We start from the raw sequence: 19,809 nt of genomic DNA, 5'->3' as shown, positions 1-19,809 counted from the left end.
TCAATACGAATAGTAATAATATCTATGCATTCTCACTTTTGATACATAATGCTCAATATTAATAAATGACACAGCCATAATATTATCCTTATAAATCATGCAGATAGATACATCAGCGTTTTAAGGCAAAAAAATACCACAGAAAAGTGCTTATTTTCTTTGTAATTTATTTATCAGTGTCTAGGTTTATATTGTCAGGCAACAAAACAGCATACACAAAGGCAAGATTTATTTTAATTCAAGGAGTAACACTATGAATAACTTAAAATCATTTATTGTTGAGTTCTGTAAAGAGGAAGATGGCTTGTCAGCAGTAGAATATGCAATTGCAGGTTCTTTAATTGCTGCAGGTGTTGTAGCCGCATTTACTGGCCTCGGTGGCGCGATTGAAACCGCTGTCGGTGAAATTAAAACTGCAGTAGAATCATAAGTACAAGATATGAGCTTACCTATTATTACATTGGTATTTTATGCTGCTCTCTATGATATCATTTATGCTAAAATACCAAATATCATTGTTTTAGCCATTATTATTATTGGCATTCTTCAAACTGCATTAAGCACCTCTAATATTAGTTACATTACTGATGTTTCATTCCTTAATGCATGTTTAGGTTTTGTAATTGGGTTAGCTTTATGTTTAGCACTGTATTACAAGAAAGTATTCGCCGCAGGAGATGCCAAACTTCTGGCATCTCTAGGCTTTATTACTGGTATAGAAGGCGCTGTATTATTAGTTGCCGTTTCCATTGTCTTCTCTGGGATCATATCGTTACTCATCGTTATGGTTAACGGAGAAGGAATGCAGACATATCAACGTTATAAAATTGCACTGTTATATTCTGAGTACATAGCACCACCGAAGGGTAGCATTTCTTCAAGTAGTGTTCCCATGGGGGGAGCAATTCTTCTAGCCACTTTGTTCTGCGAGTTTTATTTATTTTAATTAAAGGAGTGATTTATGAACGTTAATGCCTCCTCACTGATTAAAGATGAAAGTTGTAATCAATTAACAGTGAAACCTAAATCGATTGAGCAAACAGGTATTCCCTTAAGGTTATTAGAAACCCTTACTTTAAAGCACCTTGCGCAATCTACAGACGAGGATGTTGTAACCCTTTCAAAAAAAATGGGTTTATCTGGTAACATTGTTGAACAAATTTTACAAAAACAAAAATCAGAAGCTTTAGTGGAAGTTCGATCTGATGGCAGATTTTCTACCAACATCCGCTACGGTTTAACCGATAAAGGTCGGCACTTTACTCAATATGAGTTGCAAAGAGATGGCTACCTTGGGCCTGCACCCATTTCGCTTTCTCATTACAAAAAACTGGTACTCAGCCAATCAACAATAGATGAAACAATAACACCCGATATTTTACGACAGGGCTTAAATAACTTAATTTTGCCAGAAGATATTGTAGGTAAAGTCGGCCCAGCACTTAATTCTGGCCGAGCCATTTTTATTTATGGGCTCCCAGGTACGGGTAAAACATTCATTTCTCGTCGCCTTGTCCGTTTGTTTAAATCACAAGTCTATATCCCTTATTCAGTTTGTATTGGAAACCAAATCATTCAACTGTTTGACCCAATCATACATAAGCCTGTTAAGCAGACACTTCAAACATCACTACTTCTTAATGACGGCTATGACAACAGGCTGGTTTACTGTGAACGCCCTGAAGTCGTCGTTGGTGGTGAGCTAACCTCTGAAATGCTTGAAGTCACAATCGACCCTACAGATCGTGTAAATCGCGCCCCTTTACAAATGAAAGCCAATAATGGAATGCTTCTTATTGATGACCTTGGTCGCCAAAAAGTATCTGTTGATGCCATATTAAACCGTTGGATTATCCCGCTAGAAGAAAAAATTGATTACCTCTCGATGACTTCTGGCGAGCACTTTGATATTCCCTTCGAACAACTTCTTGTTTTTTCATCAAATATCCACCCTGCGAAACTTGCCGACGATGCCTTTTTAAGGCGTATTGGCTATAAAATTAACTTCGGCCCAATTACAAAAGAAGACTATCGCACTCTCTGGAATGCTGAATGCCAGAAGCACAGTTTAACCACCAAGGCTGAAACATTGACGTTTATAATCGAACAATTACATCCTCTAAATAGTGTCCCACTTTTACCTTGCTACCCACGTGACCTAGTCACGATGTGCAGCAATCAAGTGGATTTTTATCAGCAAGAACCCATCATTGACTCTGACTTAATACAAACCGTTTGGGAGTGTTATTTCGTAAACGATGAGCAAGAGGTTAATTCTCATGACCAAAGCTAAAATATTAATCATGCTCACGCTGTCACTACTGATGGGGTTTGGCGCTTTATTACTTGCAAATAATTGGATTCAAGAAAAACAGGCCTCACTTGCTACAACGCCTACTGAGCCAGAGAGAATTGAAGTAGAAGTTATAAAACAAGAACCGAGAGTACCTCGAGTCATTGCTTTACAAAATATACCTCTCGGTACTCCACTTGAGCCAAAGCACTTAAAGCTAGAGTATTACCCTGAAGATCTTGTCTCTGGTTCAGGTTTTTCATCAACAGAAGATGTTGTTGGTAAATTAGCAAAAAATGAAATTTTTGCAGGTGATTTATTACGTAAAGAAAGATTAACCTCTCCTGGTGAAGGAACAACGCTTGCGGCTCTAATTTCACCTAAGATGCGAGCGGTGTCAATTCGAGTCAATGACGTTATTGGTGTTGCAGGCTTCTTGTTGCCCGGTGATTTCGTCGATGTCATTTACGCACAGAAAAAGGCATCCCGAGCACATACTGTATTAAAGAGAATCAAAATTTTAGCTGTAGACCAAACGGCTCGTACCGACGAATCAAAACCAATCATCGTTAGAGCTGTCACACTAGAGCTTACTCCAAAACAAGCTGAGTCTTTGATTACGGCTAAATCAAAAGGTGAATTACAGCTTTCATTACGTAACCCTAATGACCCAGAAGAGAAAGTTAAGCGGGTGTATCGCCGAACAACTGAAAGTGTAACGGTCATTAAAGGAACAGATACTAGCCGTGTAAACGTTAGAATCTAGCTTACTAAACAGGGATTATTGGCATGGATATATTCACAACGAGATCATACAAACCATTTCTATATATATTTAGTATCTTTCTCTCTTTAAGCATTAATACTTATTCGTTTGCTGCCCGCACTCAGAGCATTGCCGTCCCTCATAATAAATCCCGTCTCGTTGAGATTCCGGGGAGTGCAAAAAAGATTTCTGTTGGTAACCCTGCAGTTGCCGACATCCTAATTTTACGATCCAATAAAATTTATGTTCTTGGTAAGAAGTTAGGAACAACAAACGTCATTGTTTGGGATTCTAGAGGCCAGTTGATTACAGTTCTAGATGTTGAAGTTACCCATGACCTTAATGCGCTTAAAGCAAAGCTCTACGAATTCATGCCTCAAGAGAAAATTGGCGTATACACGAGCCAGAATAAGTTAGTACTAAGTGGTGATGTTTCTAGTGCTGACAAAATTGCTATGGCAGAAGAAATTGCTCATACATTTACAGGCAAAGATTTAGGGATTATTAACCTGATGAGTGTCGGTGGCTCCCATCAAATAATGCTTGAAGTAACTGTTGCTGAAGTGCAACGCTCATTAGTACGTGAATTTGACTCTAACTTTGTTTTTGCTCGAAACAATAGTAACTGGACATGGGGGGGCGTTAATGGTGGTGCTAGTATTCCTGTCGTACCACCTGTTAACGATGCCGGTTCTATTATTACAGAGATTATTGCTGACCCGCTGAGCATTGAGGATAATGGTCTCTTTGCCAGCTACTTAAGCGGAAGTACACTTTTTTCCGCAGCGCTGAGTATTGCCAAGACAAATGGTTTAGCTAAAATTTTAGCCGAGCCAACATTAACCGCATTAAGCGGTGAAAGTGCCGAGTTTTTATCTGGCGGTGAGTTCCCAATTCCTGTTCCTAATGATGAAAATGTCACCATTGAATTCAAAGAGTTTGGCGTAGGTCTACAATTCGTCCCTACAGTGTCATCCCCTGATAGTATCAACCTTGCATTAAACATTGAAGTCAGTGAAATAACCAATCAAAGTGCCATAACGGTTTCACCATCAGGAAGTAATTCACAATTTTTTGTACCATCGCTGTCAAAACGCAGTGCGAAAACCACCGTAGAACTGGGTAATGGCCAAACTATTGGTATTGCAGGATTATTGAATGAAAGCGTTACAGATGTCGTTGATAAGCTACCAGGTTTAGGTGATTTACCCATTATTGGTCAATTATTCAGAAGTCAATCTTTTCGTAAAGGAGAAACAGAGCTAGTCATTTTAGTTACCCCACGCCTTGCAAAACCTATACGCAAACAAGACATCACGCTGCCTACCGATAGCTTTGTTGAGCCAAATGATTGGGAATTCTACTTACTTGGTCGAATGAGCGAGTTAAAAGAAGACGAATTAACAAATTCATATAGCCAGACATCATCAAGAACCACTACAACCCTAACTCCAAGTGCAGGCTCTGAAGGTCAATTCGGTCACAGCTTATAAGGTATGAAAATGAGAATAATAATATACACCCTAATGTCGCTTTCGTTTATCTCTCATGCTGTGGCTAAAGAGCCAGCTCTTGGTAATAGCTTAAACCAAATGATAAGGCTCCAGACAGTTGATCCTTTGGCTGAAAATAGAGTGCCTTTAGGCTCACCTTCCTTTAGCGGGAAAAAGGCCAGTAAATCATTTAAAGGGGAACTAAAAGGCACTGAACAAAAGAAAGTAAAAAACAAAAATATCATTGCTGATGTCAATTAATCACTGATATTCCAGAGGATAGGATATGGGTAAATCCCTTAGAACATTTAAGCAACCAAAGAAACAACAAGGTGTCGTTGTGGTTTTCGCAACACTTGCGATGGCTGTTCTTATTGGTGCTGGTGCCCTAGCCCTCGATGTTGGAAACCTGATTCTGGCAAAGGGTAAACTACAGAACCTAGCTGATTCAGCTGCACTAAGTGCAGCGCAGACGATTAACTTGGGGGGCGATCAAACTGAGGCAACCACAGCAGGTACCCAAGCGGTTAATAATAATTTAGCGTTTGACGGCTATAACGCAATATCTGTTAGCGAAGATAATATTACATTCGAATTTTCAGAAACTCTCCCCTTTGACCCAGCAACAATAACTTCAGACTCAACTTATGTTCGAGTTCGTATCGAAAATATCGATATTCCCGACTTTTTAGTATCAATAATGGATATTGATTTAAGTGTACGCGCTTCTGCGGTTGCAGGACCAAGCTCGAGCTTGGGGCTTTCATGCAATATCGTACCATTGAGTGTTTGTGAAGGTGATGATACAAACGGCAACATTTCCGGTTATGCTGAAGACACACTTCATATTTTAAAAGCATCATCATCAACAGATTCATCCATTGGCCCTGGAAACTTCATGGTACTCAGCCTGCTCGATGCTGATGGAAATAATCAACACGGCGCAAAAACATACGAAGAAGCTTTAGCGGGTAAATATGAAAGCTGCCTTAATGTCGTCGAAGATGAGCCGGTCACAACTGAGCCTGGTAATATGGTAGGCCCAACAAATTCACTCGATACTCGCTTCACTGATATTGTAAAAAATAGTGACTRTATTGGCGATATTAATTCAGACTATGACAAAGATAACCTTGTCTCCGTCACAGAGGAAACCATTATAGAAAATGGTGTGGAAACAACTCGATATGTTACAGACAAAACAGTTGATGATGTTTATTCTTATGCTGAATACATGACAAAATATGAAAATAATAACTATCAGGCATGTTTAGATTCAGCATCATGTCAAAGTGGTGGTTACTTCCGACGAATTGTGACTGTTCCAATTATTAAGTGCGATGAGATCGTAAGTAAGGGGAATGGACGTACACAAGTACCTTTGAAAGGCTTAGGTTGCTTTTTCTTGACGCAACCAGTCAGCGAAACAAGTTCCGCCGATAATGGTGGTGGTAATAATTCGTGGATAGTCGGTGAATTCATTGACGACTGCCGAAATAACAGTGGCAATCCCAGTAATACGCCAAATGAAGACGGTCCATTTAAAATTGTTCTATTCGCAGACCCTGACAGTGAGGATTCATAATGAAAAACATGATGAAGTCGCAAGGCGTCGCGATTGTTGAATTTACCATTCTACTGCCAATCTTTTTACTTCTTTTGTTCTCTATAGCAGAATTAGGAAGAGCATTTTATACCTACAGTGAGCTTGATAAAATAAGCCGAGATAGTGCAAGGTATTTGTCTAATGAGCTGAATAAAGGGTCAACAGATAGTTATATATTAACATCCCTTGATATTACATCAGCGAAAAACCTTGCTATTTATGGATCTATCAATGGTGGCGTAGATACTGCAGTTCCTTCATTAAACTCCTCTCATATTCAAATTACCCTTATTGATAATTATATAAAAGTAGAAATCACCTACCCTTATCAACCAGTATTAAATGCTATTCCTAACTTTTTTGGTGATGACATAGATTTAAACTTCAATTTAACCTCTAGTTACTCTATGAGGGTTTTATAATGAAGAAAATCATCCCCCGTTTAAAATTATCAAAAGGGAGTACTCTAGTAGAGTTCACCATTATTGCTTCCTTCTTCTTCTTACTCATATTTGCCATTATTGAGTTCGGAAGACTACTCTTTACATGGCATGTACTGAATGAAACCTCTCGGAGAACCGCTCGTTTAGCCAGTGTTTGCCAAGTATCAACAACCGAGCAGCAAGATACAAAACTAGCAGGGTTAATAGACAATGTCCCGTTACCAAACTTTTCTGTAGCAAATGTTGATGTTAGCTACCTTGATAGTATTGGTAATAAAATAGAAGGTGATTTGAGTGAAACTCTACTTTATAACCAAGTTGAGTTTGTCGAAGTTAAAATTATAAATTATCAAATCGCCTTGCTGATTCCACTAGCAACTTTTGATGTTACTTTTACTGCGCCTGAGTTTTCGACGACTTTGCCTAGAGAAAGTCTTGGTGTAACAAGAACAGGCTATACGGATTGCTAGGGTAAATTATGAATACAACTAAAACACTACCTGAAAAAGGTTTAATTTCACCAATGAAGCAACCATTACAAACAGCAATAACTGGTTGGATCATTAGTGACAATAAAGAATTCACACTGCCTCTTGTGGAATATTTTACACATTGGTCAAATGCCAAATTAAAAATATTCACTCATTTCGAATACCTTACTTATCTGAAAAATGAAACCAAAAAATCTCTCCCAGACTTAATTATCTTAGATAGTAATATAGACTGGGAGCTCATCACTGACCAAATAAAAAACAAGTTAGACTTTAACCCACCCATAATATTAATCACAAATGATTCTAGCACTAGCCTTTTGCGTAAAGCGCTAAAAATAGAAATAAAAGATGTACTCTCGATTCCGTTTGATGAATCTGAGCTTGACCAAATTATCTATCATTGTGCAAAAGAAAAATCTTCAAACCGTACACAAGGTCGTACTAGCGTGTTTATCAACGCAAAAGGCGGGATGGGTTCAACGATTATCGCCACCTCAATTGCACATATTTTAGCACTTCAAAATCAATCTATTGCTCTAATAGACCCTGACGCACAGTTTGGTTGTTCTGCTGGTATCCTATCAACCAAAGCTAAATTTATTTTGAGTGATGCTTTAGAACAAGTAGACACTATTGATGAATATGCGTTAAGCGGAATGCTGACAAAACATGAATCGGGGTTGCGCTTTATAACAAATCGTTCTGAGCACCTTACAGATAATATCCCAGAATTCACATCAGCAGCATTCAATGATTTTATCGAGCAAGTAAAGATTAGTTTTACGCATACGGTCATCGATTTATCTAGAGGCTTAGAAAATAGTACACTGCCCGCTTTATCGAGTGCTGATGATGTATTCATAGTTGTACAGCAAAATATTCCTGCAATAAAAGAAGCAGCAGCACTTATTAAACAATTAAAGCATTTGTTTGGATTCAACCAAAAACAAATAAAAGTCATTATAAATCGCTACTCTAAAGAAAGCGATTTAAAACCTGCCGACATCAAATCAACGCTTCACGTCGATGATATCATATTAATTCCAAATGATTATTTATCAGTAAGTGCTTCAACCAACTTGGGTGAATTGCTTGCGACACACTATGAAAAGAAACCCATAACTAAAGCATTGAGTAATCTAGCCAATATTGTAGCAGGTGTCCAAATAGAGGAAGCGTCAGGACTTAAACGTTTCTTTTCGTTTCTTAGGAGCTAATTATGTTTAAAAAAAAGCACACCGAGACCATGATAGAAGTGAGATCGGATGAACCTGTTACCATTGAGGCACAAGGTCCGTCACAAGGGGAACTTACTCCACAATTAGCAATACAGAACCCGAAAGAACTGGCAATAAAAGACGAGCTAATTGATGATCTTTTCAACACGCTTGACTTATCACTGCTCGAAACCCTCCCTATTGATGAAGCTCGACTTCAGATTTCTGATATGTCGGCCATGCTACTACTTGAAAAAGATGTCCCTCTTAATGCGGAAGCACGTAAACGGGTTATAGAAGAAATTGGCGATGAGATTTTAGGGCTTGGCCCTTTAGAGCCACTGCTTAAAGATAAGACCATCTCAGATATTCTTGTAAATTCAAGTAGTCAAATTTACGTTGAGCGCAAAGGTAAACTTGAACCCACAAACGCAACATTCCGTGATGATCGCCATCTGCTTAATGTTATCGACCGTATTGTTTCACAAGTTGGCCGCCGCATTGATGAAAGCTCACCAATGGTTGATGCAAGACTGAAAGATGGTTCGCGTATTAATGCGATAATTCCACCACTTGCCCTAGATGGTCCGTCATTATCCATAAGACGTTTTGCCGTTGAACGACTTCAAATCGAACAACTTATAGATTACGGGTCACTCAACCAAGAAATGGCACATTTCCTTGAAGCTATTGTTAAAGGCCGATTAAACACGCTTATTTCAGGCGGTACAGGGTCAGGAAAAACAACAACCCTCAATATTTGTTCATGTTTTATCCCAGAAAACGAACGCATTATAACGATTGAAGATTCCGCAGAGTTACAACTTCAGCAACCCCATGTTGTCCGTTTAGAAACTCGTCCACCCAATATAGAAGGCAAAGGGGCTATTACCCAGCGCGAGCTAGTCATTAATTCACTACGAATGCGTCCAGACCGTATTGTTGTTGGTGAAGTTCGTGGAGGCGAAGCTGTTGATATGTTAGCGGCAATGAATACGGGCCATGATGGTTCGATGACAACAATTCACGCAAATACACCTCGCGATGCGCTCGGCCGAATTGAAAATATGTTCGCAATGGCAGGCTGGAATATGCCAATTAAGAACGTACGGTCACAAATAGCATCTGCACTTCACATTGTGATTCAATTGCGCAGAATGGAAGACGGAAAGCGACGAATAACCAGTATCGTTGAAGTTAACTCAATGGAAGGTGATATTATTACCATGACGGAATTATTTTATTTTAAGCGTTCAGGAATAGACGCTGAAGGTAATGTATTAGGCAGTTATCAGGCTACAGGTAATGTGCCCTCCTTTATGGATGCGTTCAAGCACATGGGCATTGAGTTACCTTATTCTTACTTTACATCTGGCGCTAGCGGAGGCTTCTAATGGATCAGAATCTTCAGATGTACCTCTTTATACTGTTTGTTGCTGTGGTCGTTATCTCGCAGACCCTTTTAATATCTGCGACAGGTACACGAGCAAAAAGAAATCGATTACTGAAAAAGCAACTAGAGATCATATCTGAATCAGGAAAAACGCAACAACAATCACTCTTGAGAAAGAGTTATCTTGAAAACCTATCACCAACAGAGCGATGGCTTGAAAACAACTCTTTTGGTGAATACCTCGGTGAGAAGCTTTCATTAGCAGGATTAAACTGGAAAGCTTATAAGGTCGCAATATGGTTTACTGTAATTATGTTTGTAGCGATGTTTACGACACTGTTTATTACTCAAAGTATAAAATTAAGTATCGCACTTCCATTTATACAATTCATTGCCTTCATAATCTTCTTAAGACAAAAAGCCGAAAAACGCTTGCAACTTTTCGAAGAACAATTTGTTGAAGCACTCGACGTAATGAAACGTGCCTTACTTGTTGGCTACCCTTTTACTGAAGTGATGAAAACCGTCAGTGAAGAAATGCCACCTCCCATATCAATTGAGTTTGGTAAAACATTCATTGAGCTAAACTACGGTGTAGACATCAAAGTGGCATTAGCTAACCTTGCACAACGAAACCCATCAGTGAGTGTTCTTGCATTTAATAGTGCAGTAATCATCCAAAAAGAGACTGGTGGTAATTTAGCTGAGACACTAAATAAAATTTCCAACGTGATTCGTAGCCGTTTCCGGTTAATGAGAAAAGTCAGAACGCTAACTGCAGAAGGACGTATGTCAGCACAAGTGTTAATGATGGTGCCGTTCGTTCTCTTTCTTATGCTTTACATTAGCAATCCACAGTATATTGCTCCATTACTAGAATCTGAACGTGGTGCAACACTACTTACTATTACCGCCGCCCTCATGACTCTCGGATTACTGTGGATCCGGAAGCTATTACGTCTAGAGGTGTAATATGGACTACATCATTACTGTATTAAATACATTTGTAGGTAACCAAGAAACTGCCAAATGGTTGTTTCTTGGCTTCGCATTTTTCAGTACCGTAGCTTTCACTATCAGTATAGGGGTTATAATCAATAGCGCCTTCAACCCACTCAAACAACAACTGAACAGTATCTCAGGGTCAAAACATCGCCAGCCTAATAATGGTAAGCAATTTGATAAAACACTAGAATCTATAGAAAAATACGTAACACCAAAATCAACAGCAGAAAAAGTCAATACGAAGCAACTCTTAATGCATGCTGGATATGAAAAAAATAACGCTTTAACGTCTTTTTATGCCATAAAAGTAATCTTATCTATAATTGCCCTTTTCGCAACGATTACTATTACCAACTTCTTTCCTGAACTAACGACACAGCAAATTATCATGTACACGCTATACGCGATCGCGGCTGCTACATTTTCACCCAATCTTATCTTAAGAAAATTAGCAAAAAAAAGAACTATAGCCCTAAGGAATGCCTTCCCCGACGCTCTAGATTTATTAGTCGTTTCCTCTGAGGCCGGGCTAGGTTTTCAAGCTGCACTAAATCGTATATCAAATGAAATAGATTCTGTGTCACCCGAACTGAGTCATGAATTGCAGCTTGTTTGCCAGAAAGCCCGAGTAGGTATTTCAATTCCAGTCGCTTTAAAACAGTTTGTTGAACGAACAGGACTTAGCGAGCTACAAGGGTTAATAAGCATCATTAGCCAATCAGTAAAACTTGGTGCCAGTATGGGGGATACATTAAGAGATTATGCAGATGAATTCCGAGATAGACGCATGCAAAAGGCCGAAGAAGAAGCCGCGAAAATTGGTACAAAAATGATATTTCCATTAATTGTTTGCATTTGGCCTGGTTTCTTCGTTGTTGCTGTAGGACCAGCTATCATTAAAGTTTTAGAGGTATTTTCAGGCAGCTAATACCATTTAAATTAAAGGGAGTTCAACATGCGTAATATACCCAAAGTTAGCATACTAACATCGTCTTTTGCTTTGGTAACGGCTTTAATCGTCAGTGGTTGTTCAAACACCCAAGATGTTGAAGCGTCAAAAAATGTAAACTTCAATCATGAGCTTTACGATGGAAAATCAACGCTTGGCCTTTCTAATGACTTTCCTCCAGAAAGTGCCGCAGAATCAATTTCTCGCGGTGATAAAGCATACAGAGAAAAAGACACTGATCTCGCCCTTTATGAATATATACGAGCACTTAACTTTCCCTCGCAAGATAATGCAGACCAAGCTTTTTACAAAATTGGTTATATCCACCAGCAGAGAGGAAACTATGAACTTGCCAAGCTAGCCTATAATCGAGCATCATTTATTGATGAAGACAATATTCAATATGCTGCTGCTGTTGGCATCATGGAATTAAAGCTTGGTGAAAATGAAAATGCAAAGAAACACTTTTTACATACGGTAAAAATGGATCAAGACAGACAAGGAAACAAAGATTGGGATCCAGAAAAAGACCTATTCTCTCGTGATTTAGTTATTGATAATGCCTCACCAGTCAGTGCTTATATAGGCCTTGGGATAACCGCTGATTTAGACGCGCGTCATAAACAAGCTCAACAAATTTACATTACAGCGCTAAAGGTAAACAGTAAGTCTTATAAAGCACTTACAAATCTTGGTTACTCATATTATCTGGATGGCAATTTACCCCAAGCTGAGGCAGTCAATCGTAAAGCAACGACCTTATACCCCAGTGCTAAGCGTGGATGGTCGAACCTTGGCTTAATTTATATTAAGGGAAAACGTTATGATGATGCTTTAGGCGCGCTCTCAAACGTCATGCCAAGAGAGGAAGCACTAAACGACATAGGTTACTTCTCGATGTTAGAAGGTGATTATGAGGCGTCGATTGTTTATCTTGAAAAAGCAATTAATGCGAGCCCAACCTTCTATGCTAAAGCACAGGAAAACCTTAAACGCGCTAAAAAACTTCAAATTACTGCTCCACCCGTAAAACTGACAGGTGGTTACGCGAATCCACAATCGCAAGCAACTGTTTACTCAATAAGTGATACTAATCATTAAGTTATAATTACTTATAAAAAAGCCTGACAACAGATGCCAGGCTTTTATTTATTCATTTATAAATAGAGCTTATTTTTGACGASGCTTATTCACATCACTCGCTAATTGGCGGAGTACTTTTTCCGTTTCTTCCCAACCAATACATGCATCAGTAATGCTCTGACCATAGGTCGGCTCTGTACCCTCAACGATATCCTGACGACCTTCAACAAGGTGGCTTTCAATCATCACACCAAAGATTGCATCGTTACCGCCTGCAATTTGGCTACCGACATCTTCAGAAACCAATGTTTGACGCTGATACTGCTTCAAGCTGTTTGCGTGGCTGAAATCAACCATCACTTTTTGGCGTAAGCCCGCTTTTTCAAGCTGAGCAGTAATATCATTTACGTGCTCTGCACTGTAGTTTGGCTCTTTACCACCGCGAAGAATGATATGACAGTCTTCATTACCTGCAGTCGATACAATCGCAGAATGACCATATTTCGTTACAGACAAGAAATGGTGCGGTGCGCTTGATGAACCGATTGCATCTGTTGCAATTTTAATATTGCCATCAGTACCATTCTTAAAGCCAACAGGACAAGAAAGGCCTGATGCAAGTTCACGGTGAACCTGTGATTCCGTTGTACGAGCGCCAATTGCACCCCAGCTGATAAGATCGCCCATGTATTGTGGCGTAATCATATCAAGGAACTCACCTGCAGTTGGGACACCCATATCCGTTAAATCAAGCAGTAATTTACGACCAATACGTAAACCATCGTTTAACTGGAAGCTGTTATCCATGTACGGGTCGTTAATTAGACCTTTCCAGCCAACTGTCGTACGTGGTTTTTCAAAATAAACACGCATTACAACTTCAAGATCACCTTTCAGCTCTTCACGAAGAACTTTCAGTTTCTGTCCATACTCAAACGCTGCCTTTGGATCATGAATAGAACATGGGCCAACAATAACCAATAGGCGATCATCATCACCATTTAGCATATTGTGAATAGACTGGCGTGCTTGAAAAACAGTCTCTGAAGCACTTTCCGTTGCTGGGAAACGTTCAAGAACGGCAACGGGTGGTAATAGTTCTTTAATCTCGCGAATGCGAACGTCATCTGTCTTATGCATCATTACTTCCTGAATATGCTCTCCTGCCAACAACACCATGTAAACTTGCGTGTACAAACATGGTTGACAGTAAATTTCTCGTTGAATTGACTTTAACTTATCTCCTTATTATGGGCAGTGCAAACCCTAATTCACAATAATCGCTAATTTATTTGATTTTGCATATAAATCAGACAATCACATCTAGTTCTGTGGATAAAACCGCTCTAATTCTCGAATGCACAAACATTACTTTGAAAAAATCGTTGCAAAATCATAACATGGATTCAATAACTTATATCATTACGAGGTGTGTAATGACTGATACTCCGGTCATATCGTTTCAAAATATCGATAAATGGTACGGTGACTTTCACGCGTTGAAAGACATTAACCTCTCCATAACGCGTGGTGAGCGATTAGTTATTTGTGGGCCATCTGGATCAGGGAAGTCAACGTTAATCCGTTGTATCAATGGCCTTGAAAAGTTTAATCATGGAGAGCTATTTATTTGCGGCCAACCTCTTGATAGTAAGCATTTAAAGTCTATTCGTGGCACTGTCGGTATGGTATTCCAACACTTTAATCTCTTTCCTCATATGACAGTGCTAGAGAATCTTACCCTCGCCCCACGCCGTACTTTAAAGCTCAGTAAAGCTGAGGCCACCGATCTAGCAATGAAATACCTAGAGCGTGTTCATATTGCTCATCAAGCCGATAAATACCCAGCTCAACTTTCCGGTGGCCAGCAGCAACGCGTTGCGATTGCACGTTCTTTGTGTATGAAACCAGACATTTTGTTGTTTGATGAGCCAACATCCGCCTTAGACCCAGAGATGATCCGAGAAGTGCTGGATGTCATGAAAGAGCTCGCTGTCGAAGGTATGACAATGGTGTGTGTAACGCACGAGATGGGTTTCGCCCGTCAAGTCGCTGATCGCGTTGTCTTTATGGATGAAGGTGAGATCGTTGAAATTGCTCCACCAGCACAATTATTCGACTCACCACAGCAGCCTCGTACTCAAGCTTTTCTTGAGCAAATTTTAAGTTATTAAACTGCCATGACCATAAGAAAATCAAGCACCATCAAATCAATTTCAGCTATTGGACTAAAAGTAAGTAAGCCTGTCTTTTCAGGTGTATTACAAATTGCTTTTGTGGCCATTGGCTTATACTGGCTACTAAATGCTGGTGCGGATGCAATGAACTACCGTTGGCAGTGGTATCGAATACCGCAATACCTTTGGTTTATTGAAGATGGCGAATGGTTTCCTGCTGAATTATTAGAAGGCCTTCGAGTCACGCTGGAAATTTCAGCCGTTAGCCTTGTATGTACTTTAGTTATCGGACTAACAGTTGCGTTACTGCGACTGTCAAACTCTATTGTTGGCCGTTTTATCGCTCGAACATACATAGAGTTAATTCGTAATACGCCTTTGTTAGTACAAATTTACCTGCTGTATTTTGTCTTTGGACCAGTACTTGGCCTAGAACGATTTACAACTGCTGTTCTGGCACTCTCTTTATTCCAAGGTGCTTATACGGCCGAAATATTCCGAGCAGGGCTCACCAGTATCGACAAGGGGCAGTTCGAAGCTGCAGATAGCTTGGCCTTATCAAAGCTTAATAGCTATCGCTTTGTTATTTTACCGCAGGTAATCAAACGTATACTGCCACCACTCACCAATGAATCCGTCTCTCTGGTTAAGAACTCATCTATCGTCAGTGTTATGGCTATCTTTGATTTAACCACTGAAGGTAGAAACATCGTTGCTGACACTGCAATGCCTTTCGAGGTCTGGTTCACCGTTGCGGGGATCTACTTATGCGTCACGTTACTACTGTCAGGTTTTGCAGCATGGCTTGAACATAAACTTGCAACACCTAATTATTAACGAATCGGAACACATACACCTAGACATATTAATGGAAGTATTTATTTTCAACAGGAGAAAGGAAGCATGAAAAAAGTCATATCGCTTTTATTTGCCGTTTTTGCCTTCACTATGGCAACAGCAGCTAATGCAGCAGATAAAACAACCCTTACCGAAATCAAAGAGCGTGGTACGCTACGAGTCGGCTTATCCACGTTTGTCCCTTGGGCCATGCGAGACAAACAAGGTGAGCTGGTTGGTTTTGAAGTCGATGTTGCTCGCCGCCTAGCAAAAGATGCTGGATTAAAAGTTGAATTTATTCCAACGGCTTGGGACGGTATTATCCCTGCTCTATTAGCCGGAAAATTTGATGTCATCATTGGCGGCTTGTCGATTACACCAGAGCGCAACATGAGCGTACTCTTTACCGCACCTTATGCTCACTCTGGTGTTCAGCTTGCTGCTCACAAAGAGAATTCAGCAGGTAAAACAACTATTGATGATTACAACAAACGCAGTATTACACTGTCTGTTCGCCGTGGTGCTTTCACCGTACAAACTGCAAAGAAATACTACCCAAAAGCAAAACTTCGTCAGTTTGACGATGATGCGCAAGCATTCCAAGAAGTCTTAAACGGTAATGCGCATGCGGTCTTAGCCTCTTCACCAAAGCCGGAACAAATGGCGATTCAATATAGCGATAAGCTTTACATCCCCTTCCAAGAGCGTCTAAGCCGTGGCTCTGAGGCATTTGCGATTCGTCATGGTGAATTTGATTTACTTAACTTTTTCAATAATTGGATCTTGCTCCGCACAGAAGATGGCTGGCTAAAGGAGCGTCATGACTATTGGTTCACGACACTTGACTGGGAAGGTCAAGTCGTAGAAGGACAATAACCCTTGTCACAATCGTCTATTCAACCACTGCCGAGAAGATCATTCTCGGCAGTATTCAAATTAAATAAGCTTGATGGCATGCTTCTATTAATAGTGGCTTGTTTCGTTGGCTGGCTCTGGTATCGCTCATCGGCTGGTATTCACTACCAATGGAACTGGGATAGAGCCTTTCAGCTTATTATGTCAACAGGTAGAAATGGTGACCTGCCCTATTTTTTCCAAGGGTTAATAGCAACACTGCGTTTAAGCCTTTGGGGTATGCTCTTTGCCGGACTACTCGGTTTGATACTAGGGCTTGCTCGGCGATCTACGCTTATTTTTCTTCGCCTTCCAGCACAAGCTTATATTCAGTTGGTACGCAATATACCTCCACTGGTCTTTGTCTTTATTTTTTACTTTTTCGTCTCTAGCCAGCTTGTACCAGCAATTGGTTTAGAGGGGGTCCTTCGGCATACACCAGAAAACATTAACGGCTTGCAGTCATTCTTATTTGGACCTGCAGCATTATGGGAAAACCTTTTTTCAGGCGTTTTGTGCGTTGGCTTAATTGCTGCGGCCTATATTGCAGAAATTGTACGCTCTGGTATTGATGCTATCGCGCAAGGTCAATGGGAAGCTGCCGACTCATTAGGTCTTTCACGCTGGGACCGCTTTAGGTTTGTCATTTTTCCTCAGGCGCTTAGTGGTATTGTGCCACCGTTGGCTGGACAGTTTATTTCACTGGTAAAAGACTCATCAATTATTTCTTTAATCTCCATTCAAGAGCTGACATTTGTAGGCAGTGAGATGGCGAACTCTTCAGGTCTTATATTTGAAATATGGCTACTTGTCGGTGCTGGGTACTTAGGGCTATGTCTAAGCTTATCATTCCTATTCAGCCGATTAGAAAAGCATAGCCAAAAGCATACAGTCAGATAGTTTTCTAGATGGCAAAATAAAAAACGGGAGCGATTATGGCTCCCGTTTTATTTGAAAAAAGCTAAGCTTACGATTATTTTGTTCTCGATCACCTATATGCTCCATACCAATCTTTTTCATCACTTGGCGAGCAGACATATTACGCGTGGATGTAAATCCGACAATACTCGCAAAACCACCTTCTTGAAAACCGTATTCTAGGATGGCCTTACCAATTTCTGTTGCATAGCCTTGCCGCCAATGCTCTTCACAAATCGTCCATTCTATTTCTGCTATACCGTCATTTTCACCATAAGGGTTTAGCCCAACTCTACCAATAAGTGTATCGCACTCAGCCAGCAGTAAAGGGCAATTAAAAAATCCCCCTTTCCATTTCCAGCCCATTTTATTGGCATAACACCAATCAAGTACTGCTCTGGCTTTCTCTTCTGTCCATGGGGGCTCGTCGGTATAGGTATGAACTGACTGGTTGGACATAATCCGGTGTAAGCTGGGCATATCGCCTTCATGCCATGGACGCACATATAAGCGTTGCGTTCGTATGCTCGGCGTGACTTCTAGAATCATTTTTATCCCTCTTAGTTGAGATTGAGTCAGCCGACTCAATCTCTGCCCCAGTTAATCCGACATAATGCCTGTACAATTTACCTCATAGGTATAACTTATAAGTCTAGAACAATTAAAAGCAATTCACCTCTAAGCTCGCCTGACAATTAAGAACGACGATTACCTGTTCGTGGACGTTCGCCAAACTTATCGGCTAACTCAGGCCATAACACTTTAAAGTCGATACTGTCTTCTAGCATGTCTGCGACGCGATCAATGCCTTGTTCCCGTAACAAGTCAAAGTCAGGCGTTTGTGTCGCCTCTAAACCAGCCCATGACAAAATGGCATCACAAGCAGCTTGTTGTTCAAATATACCGTGTAGATAAGTACCAAACACTTGACCGTCTACACCCATTTGACCATCAGGGCCATCTGTTAAGTATACAGGGGCATCGTCAAGAACGCCTGTTGTCACACCAGCATGAATTTCATAACCAGTTACCATCACTTCAGGCTGCTCTGGTAAACGAAGCTTCCCTTGAGTTTGCCTTAGCTGCTTATCTGTCGCTAACAGGGTTGATGTTTGTAGGTAGCCAAGACCAGTGCTGTTACCTGCCGTGCCTTCAATACCATCAGGATCTGAAATCGATTCACCCAGCATTTGATAGCCACCGCAAATCCCCATGACCTTACCACCAAGACGTAGGTGTCGTGCGATTTGCTTATCCCACCCTTGTTCCCGTAGATAAGCGAGATCATCACGTATACTTTTCGTACCTGGAATGATAATAAGATCTGTCGGTGGAATTTGTTCACCTTTACCAACAAATTGTAAATTAACCTGCGGGTGCATACGCAGTGGATCAAAGTCAGTATGATTACTCACACGTGTTAGCACAGGAACAGCGACATTTAACTGCTGTTCTGCAGCTTCAACTTGCTGCGCATTAATGGCATCTTCCGCTTCTAACATTAAACCATGAAGATAAGGCAGCACACCTAGTACAGGTTTTCCGGTCTTTTCTTCCAACCAATCTAAGCCTGATTCTAATAGCTTGATGTCACCACGAAAGCGATTAATGACAAAACCTTTTACACGTTTTTGCTCTGATTCAGACAGTAATGCCAAGGTGCCGTAAAGGTGGGCAAACACCCCCCCTCGGTCGATGTCAGCAACGATGATCACCGGCACATCCGCTTCTTCTGCAAAGCCCATATTCGCGACATCGTTTTCGCGTAGGTTTATTTCTGCCGGACTACCCGCGCCTTCAATGATAACCATTTCATATTCGTCTTGAAGTAGGTTGAATGACTCCATAATGGGTGTCATAACCACTTTCTTATAGTTGTGGTAACCCAATGCATCCATATCTGCGAGCGCTTTACCTTGCACGATAACTTGCGCGCCGATATCTGTATTTGGCTTAAGAAGAACAGGATTCATGTGTACGGTAGGCTCTACGCAGCATGCTTGTGCCTGTACTGCTTGTGCTCGTCCAATTTCACCGCCATCTTTTGTTACTGCGCTATTAAGCGCCATATTCTGCGACTTGAACGGCGCAACCTTAATCCCTCGGCGTGCTAATACACGGCATAAACCGGCAGAAAGTACACTTTTACCTGCGTCAGACGTTGTTCCCTGCACCATGAGTGCTTTAATTGTGGATAGCATTATTGACTCGCTTTAAATCTATTACGTATTTATGTTGATT

At 40.6% G+C, this 19,809-nt stretch carries 21 protein-coding genes; 18 read left to right on the top strand and 3 right to left on the bottom strand.

From position 1 onward, the window contains the following. Nucleotides 1-253: 253 nt before the first annotated feature. The 14 genes from L4D78_RS14580 to L4D78_RS14515 are packed head-to-tail and all read left to right on the top strand — an operon-like array spanning nt 254 to nt 12,760. On the top strand, nt 254-430 hold the full coding sequence (locus L4D78_RS14580; protein WP_428467597.1) for a Flp family type IVb pilin: 177 nt from the start codon (nt 254-256) through the stop codon (nt 428-430). A gap of 9 nt (nt 431-439) precedes the next feature. Beyond that, complete coding sequence (locus L4D78_RS14575) at nt 440-946, top strand: prepilin peptidase (protein WP_428467596.1); 507 nt, start codon at nt 440-442, stop codon at nt 944-946. 15 nt (nt 947-961) lie between these two features. Next, complete coding sequence (locus tag L4D78_RS14570; protein ID WP_428467595.1) at nt 962-2,293, top strand: DUF8689 domain-containing protein; 1,332 nt, start codon at nt 962-964, stop codon at nt 2,291-2,293. Next, on the top strand, nt 2,280-3,059 hold the full coding sequence (cpaB, locus tag L4D78_RS14565; protein WP_428467594.1) for a Flp pilus assembly protein CpaB: 780 nt from the start codon (nt 2,280-2,282) through the stop codon (nt 3,057-3,059). The genes L4D78_RS14570 and cpaB overlap by 14 nt, the downstream gene beginning before the upstream one ends. Before the next feature lie 23 nt (nt 3,060-3,082). After that, nucleotides 3,083-4,552, top strand: a complete 1,470-nt coding sequence (locus tag L4D78_RS14560) for a type II and III secretion system protein family protein (RefSeq protein WP_428467593.1) — start codon at nt 3,083-3,085, stop codon at nt 4,550-4,552. Between the two features lie 9 nt (nt 4,553-4,561). Next, nucleotides 4,562-4,813, top strand: a complete 252-nt coding sequence (locus L4D78_RS14555; protein ID WP_428467592.1) for a hypothetical protein — start codon at nt 4,562-4,564, stop codon at nt 4,811-4,813. A gap of 25 nt (nt 4,814-4,838) precedes the next feature. Further along, a complete protein-coding gene (locus L4D78_RS14550) occupies nt 4,839-6,137 on the top strand; it encodes a pilus assembly protein TadG-related protein (RefSeq protein ID WP_428467591.1) in 1,299 nt (432 codons plus the stop codon). Beyond that, nucleotides 6,137-6,580, top strand: a complete 444-nt coding sequence (locus L4D78_RS14545; RefSeq protein WP_428467590.1) for a TadE/TadG family type IV pilus assembly protein — start codon at nt 6,137-6,139, stop codon at nt 6,578-6,580. Before L4D78_RS14550 ends, L4D78_RS14545 begins: the two co-directional genes overlap by 1 nt. Then, nucleotides 6,580-7,071, top strand: a complete 492-nt coding sequence (locus L4D78_RS14540) for a TadE/TadG family type IV pilus assembly protein (RefSeq protein ID WP_428467589.1) — start codon at nt 6,580-6,582, stop codon at nt 7,069-7,071. Before L4D78_RS14545 ends, L4D78_RS14540 begins: the two co-directional genes overlap by 1 nt. Nucleotides 7,072-7,079: 8 nt before the next feature. Next, nucleotides 7,080-8,312 carry a CpaE/TadZ family protein gene (locus L4D78_RS14535; protein ID WP_428467588.1) on the top strand — a complete coding sequence of 411 codons (1,233 nt, stop codon included), beginning with the start codon at nt 7,080-7,082 and terminating at the stop codon, nt 8,310-8,312. A gap of 2 nt (nt 8,313-8,314) precedes the next feature. Then, on the top strand, nt 8,315-9,706 hold the full coding sequence (locus L4D78_RS14530) for a TadA family conjugal transfer-associated ATPase (protein WP_428467587.1): 1,392 nt from the start codon (nt 8,315-8,317) through the stop codon (nt 9,704-9,706). Next, the gene (locus tag L4D78_RS14525) at nt 9,706-10,677 is read left to right on the top strand and encodes a type II secretion system F family protein (RefSeq protein WP_428467586.1); all 972 of its coding nucleotides are present in this window, start codon (nt 9,706-9,708) and stop codon (nt 10,675-10,677) included. Before L4D78_RS14530 ends, L4D78_RS14525 begins: the two co-directional genes overlap by 1 nt. Nucleotide 10,678: 1 nt before the next feature. Further along, on the top strand, nt 10,679-11,638 hold the full coding sequence (locus L4D78_RS14520) for a type II secretion system F family protein (protein WP_428467585.1): 960 nt from the start codon (nt 10,679-10,681) through the stop codon (nt 11,636-11,638). A gap of 27 nt (nt 11,639-11,665) precedes the next feature. After that, a complete protein-coding gene (locus L4D78_RS14515) occupies nt 11,666-12,760 on the top strand; it encodes a tetratricopeptide repeat protein (RefSeq protein ID WP_428467584.1) in 1,095 nt (364 codons plus the stop codon). A gap of 69 nt (nt 12,761-12,829) precedes the next feature. Here the strand turns inward: L4D78_RS14515 and aroG are convergent, their stop codons facing one another. Beyond that, a complete protein-coding gene (gene aroG, locus L4D78_RS14510; protein WP_428467667.1) occupies nt 12,830-13,882 on the bottom strand; it encodes a 3-deoxy-7-phosphoheptulonate synthase AroG in 1,053 nt (350 codons plus the stop codon). Nucleotides 13,883-14,178: 296 nt separating this feature from the next. On the opposite strand from aroG, the gene L4D78_RS14505 reads away from it, so the two are divergent. The 4 genes from L4D78_RS14505 to L4D78_RS14490 all read left to right on the top strand — a co-directional run bounded on the left by L4D78_RS14505 (nt 14,179) and on the right by L4D78_RS14490 (nt 17,550). After that, entirely contained in the window at nt 14,179-14,916 is a 738-nt protein-coding gene (locus L4D78_RS14505) for an amino acid ABC transporter ATP-binding protein (RefSeq protein WP_428467583.1), read from the top strand. Nucleotides 14,917-14,922: 6 nt separating this feature from the next. After that, nucleotides 14,923-15,756 (top strand): amino acid ABC transporter permease, encoded by an 834-nt coding sequence (locus tag L4D78_RS14500; RefSeq protein ID WP_428467582.1) that lies wholly within the window; start codon nt 14,923-14,925, stop codon nt 15,754-15,756. Nucleotides 15,757-15,867: 111 nt separating this feature from the next. Continuing rightward, entirely contained in the window at nt 15,868-16,632 is a 765-nt protein-coding gene (locus tag L4D78_RS14495; RefSeq protein WP_428467666.1) for a transporter substrate-binding domain-containing protein, read from the top strand. Nucleotides 16,633-16,710: 78 nt separating this feature from the next. Further along, complete coding sequence (locus L4D78_RS14490; protein ID WP_428467665.1) at nt 16,711-17,550, top strand: amino acid ABC transporter permease; 840 nt, start codon at nt 16,711-16,713, stop codon at nt 17,548-17,550. Between the two features lie 33 nt (nt 17,551-17,583). Here the strand turns inward: L4D78_RS14490 and L4D78_RS14485 are convergent, their stop codons facing one another. Both L4D78_RS14485 and L4D78_RS14480 read right to left on the bottom strand, forming a co-directional pair. Continuing rightward, on the bottom strand, nt 17,584-18,117 hold the full coding sequence (locus L4D78_RS14485; RefSeq protein ID WP_428467581.1) for a GNAT family N-acetyltransferase: 534 nt from the start codon (nt 18,115-18,117) through the stop codon (nt 17,584-17,586). Between the two features lie 146 nt (nt 18,118-18,263). Further along, nucleotides 18,264-19,769, bottom strand: a complete 1,506-nt coding sequence (locus L4D78_RS14480) for a cobyric acid synthase (RefSeq protein ID WP_428467580.1) — start codon at nt 19,767-19,769, stop codon at nt 18,264-18,266. Nucleotides 19,770-19,809 lie beyond the last annotated feature (40 nt).

The organism is Photobacterium minamisatsumaniensis, assembly GCF_050336695.1.
Taxonomy (GTDB): Bacteria; Pseudomonadota; Gammaproteobacteria; order Enterobacterales; family Vibrionaceae; genus Photobacterium; species Photobacterium minamisatsumaniensis.
Note: the sequence above shows the minus strand (reverse complement) of the source record. Positions and strands in the feature narration are given on the sequence as shown.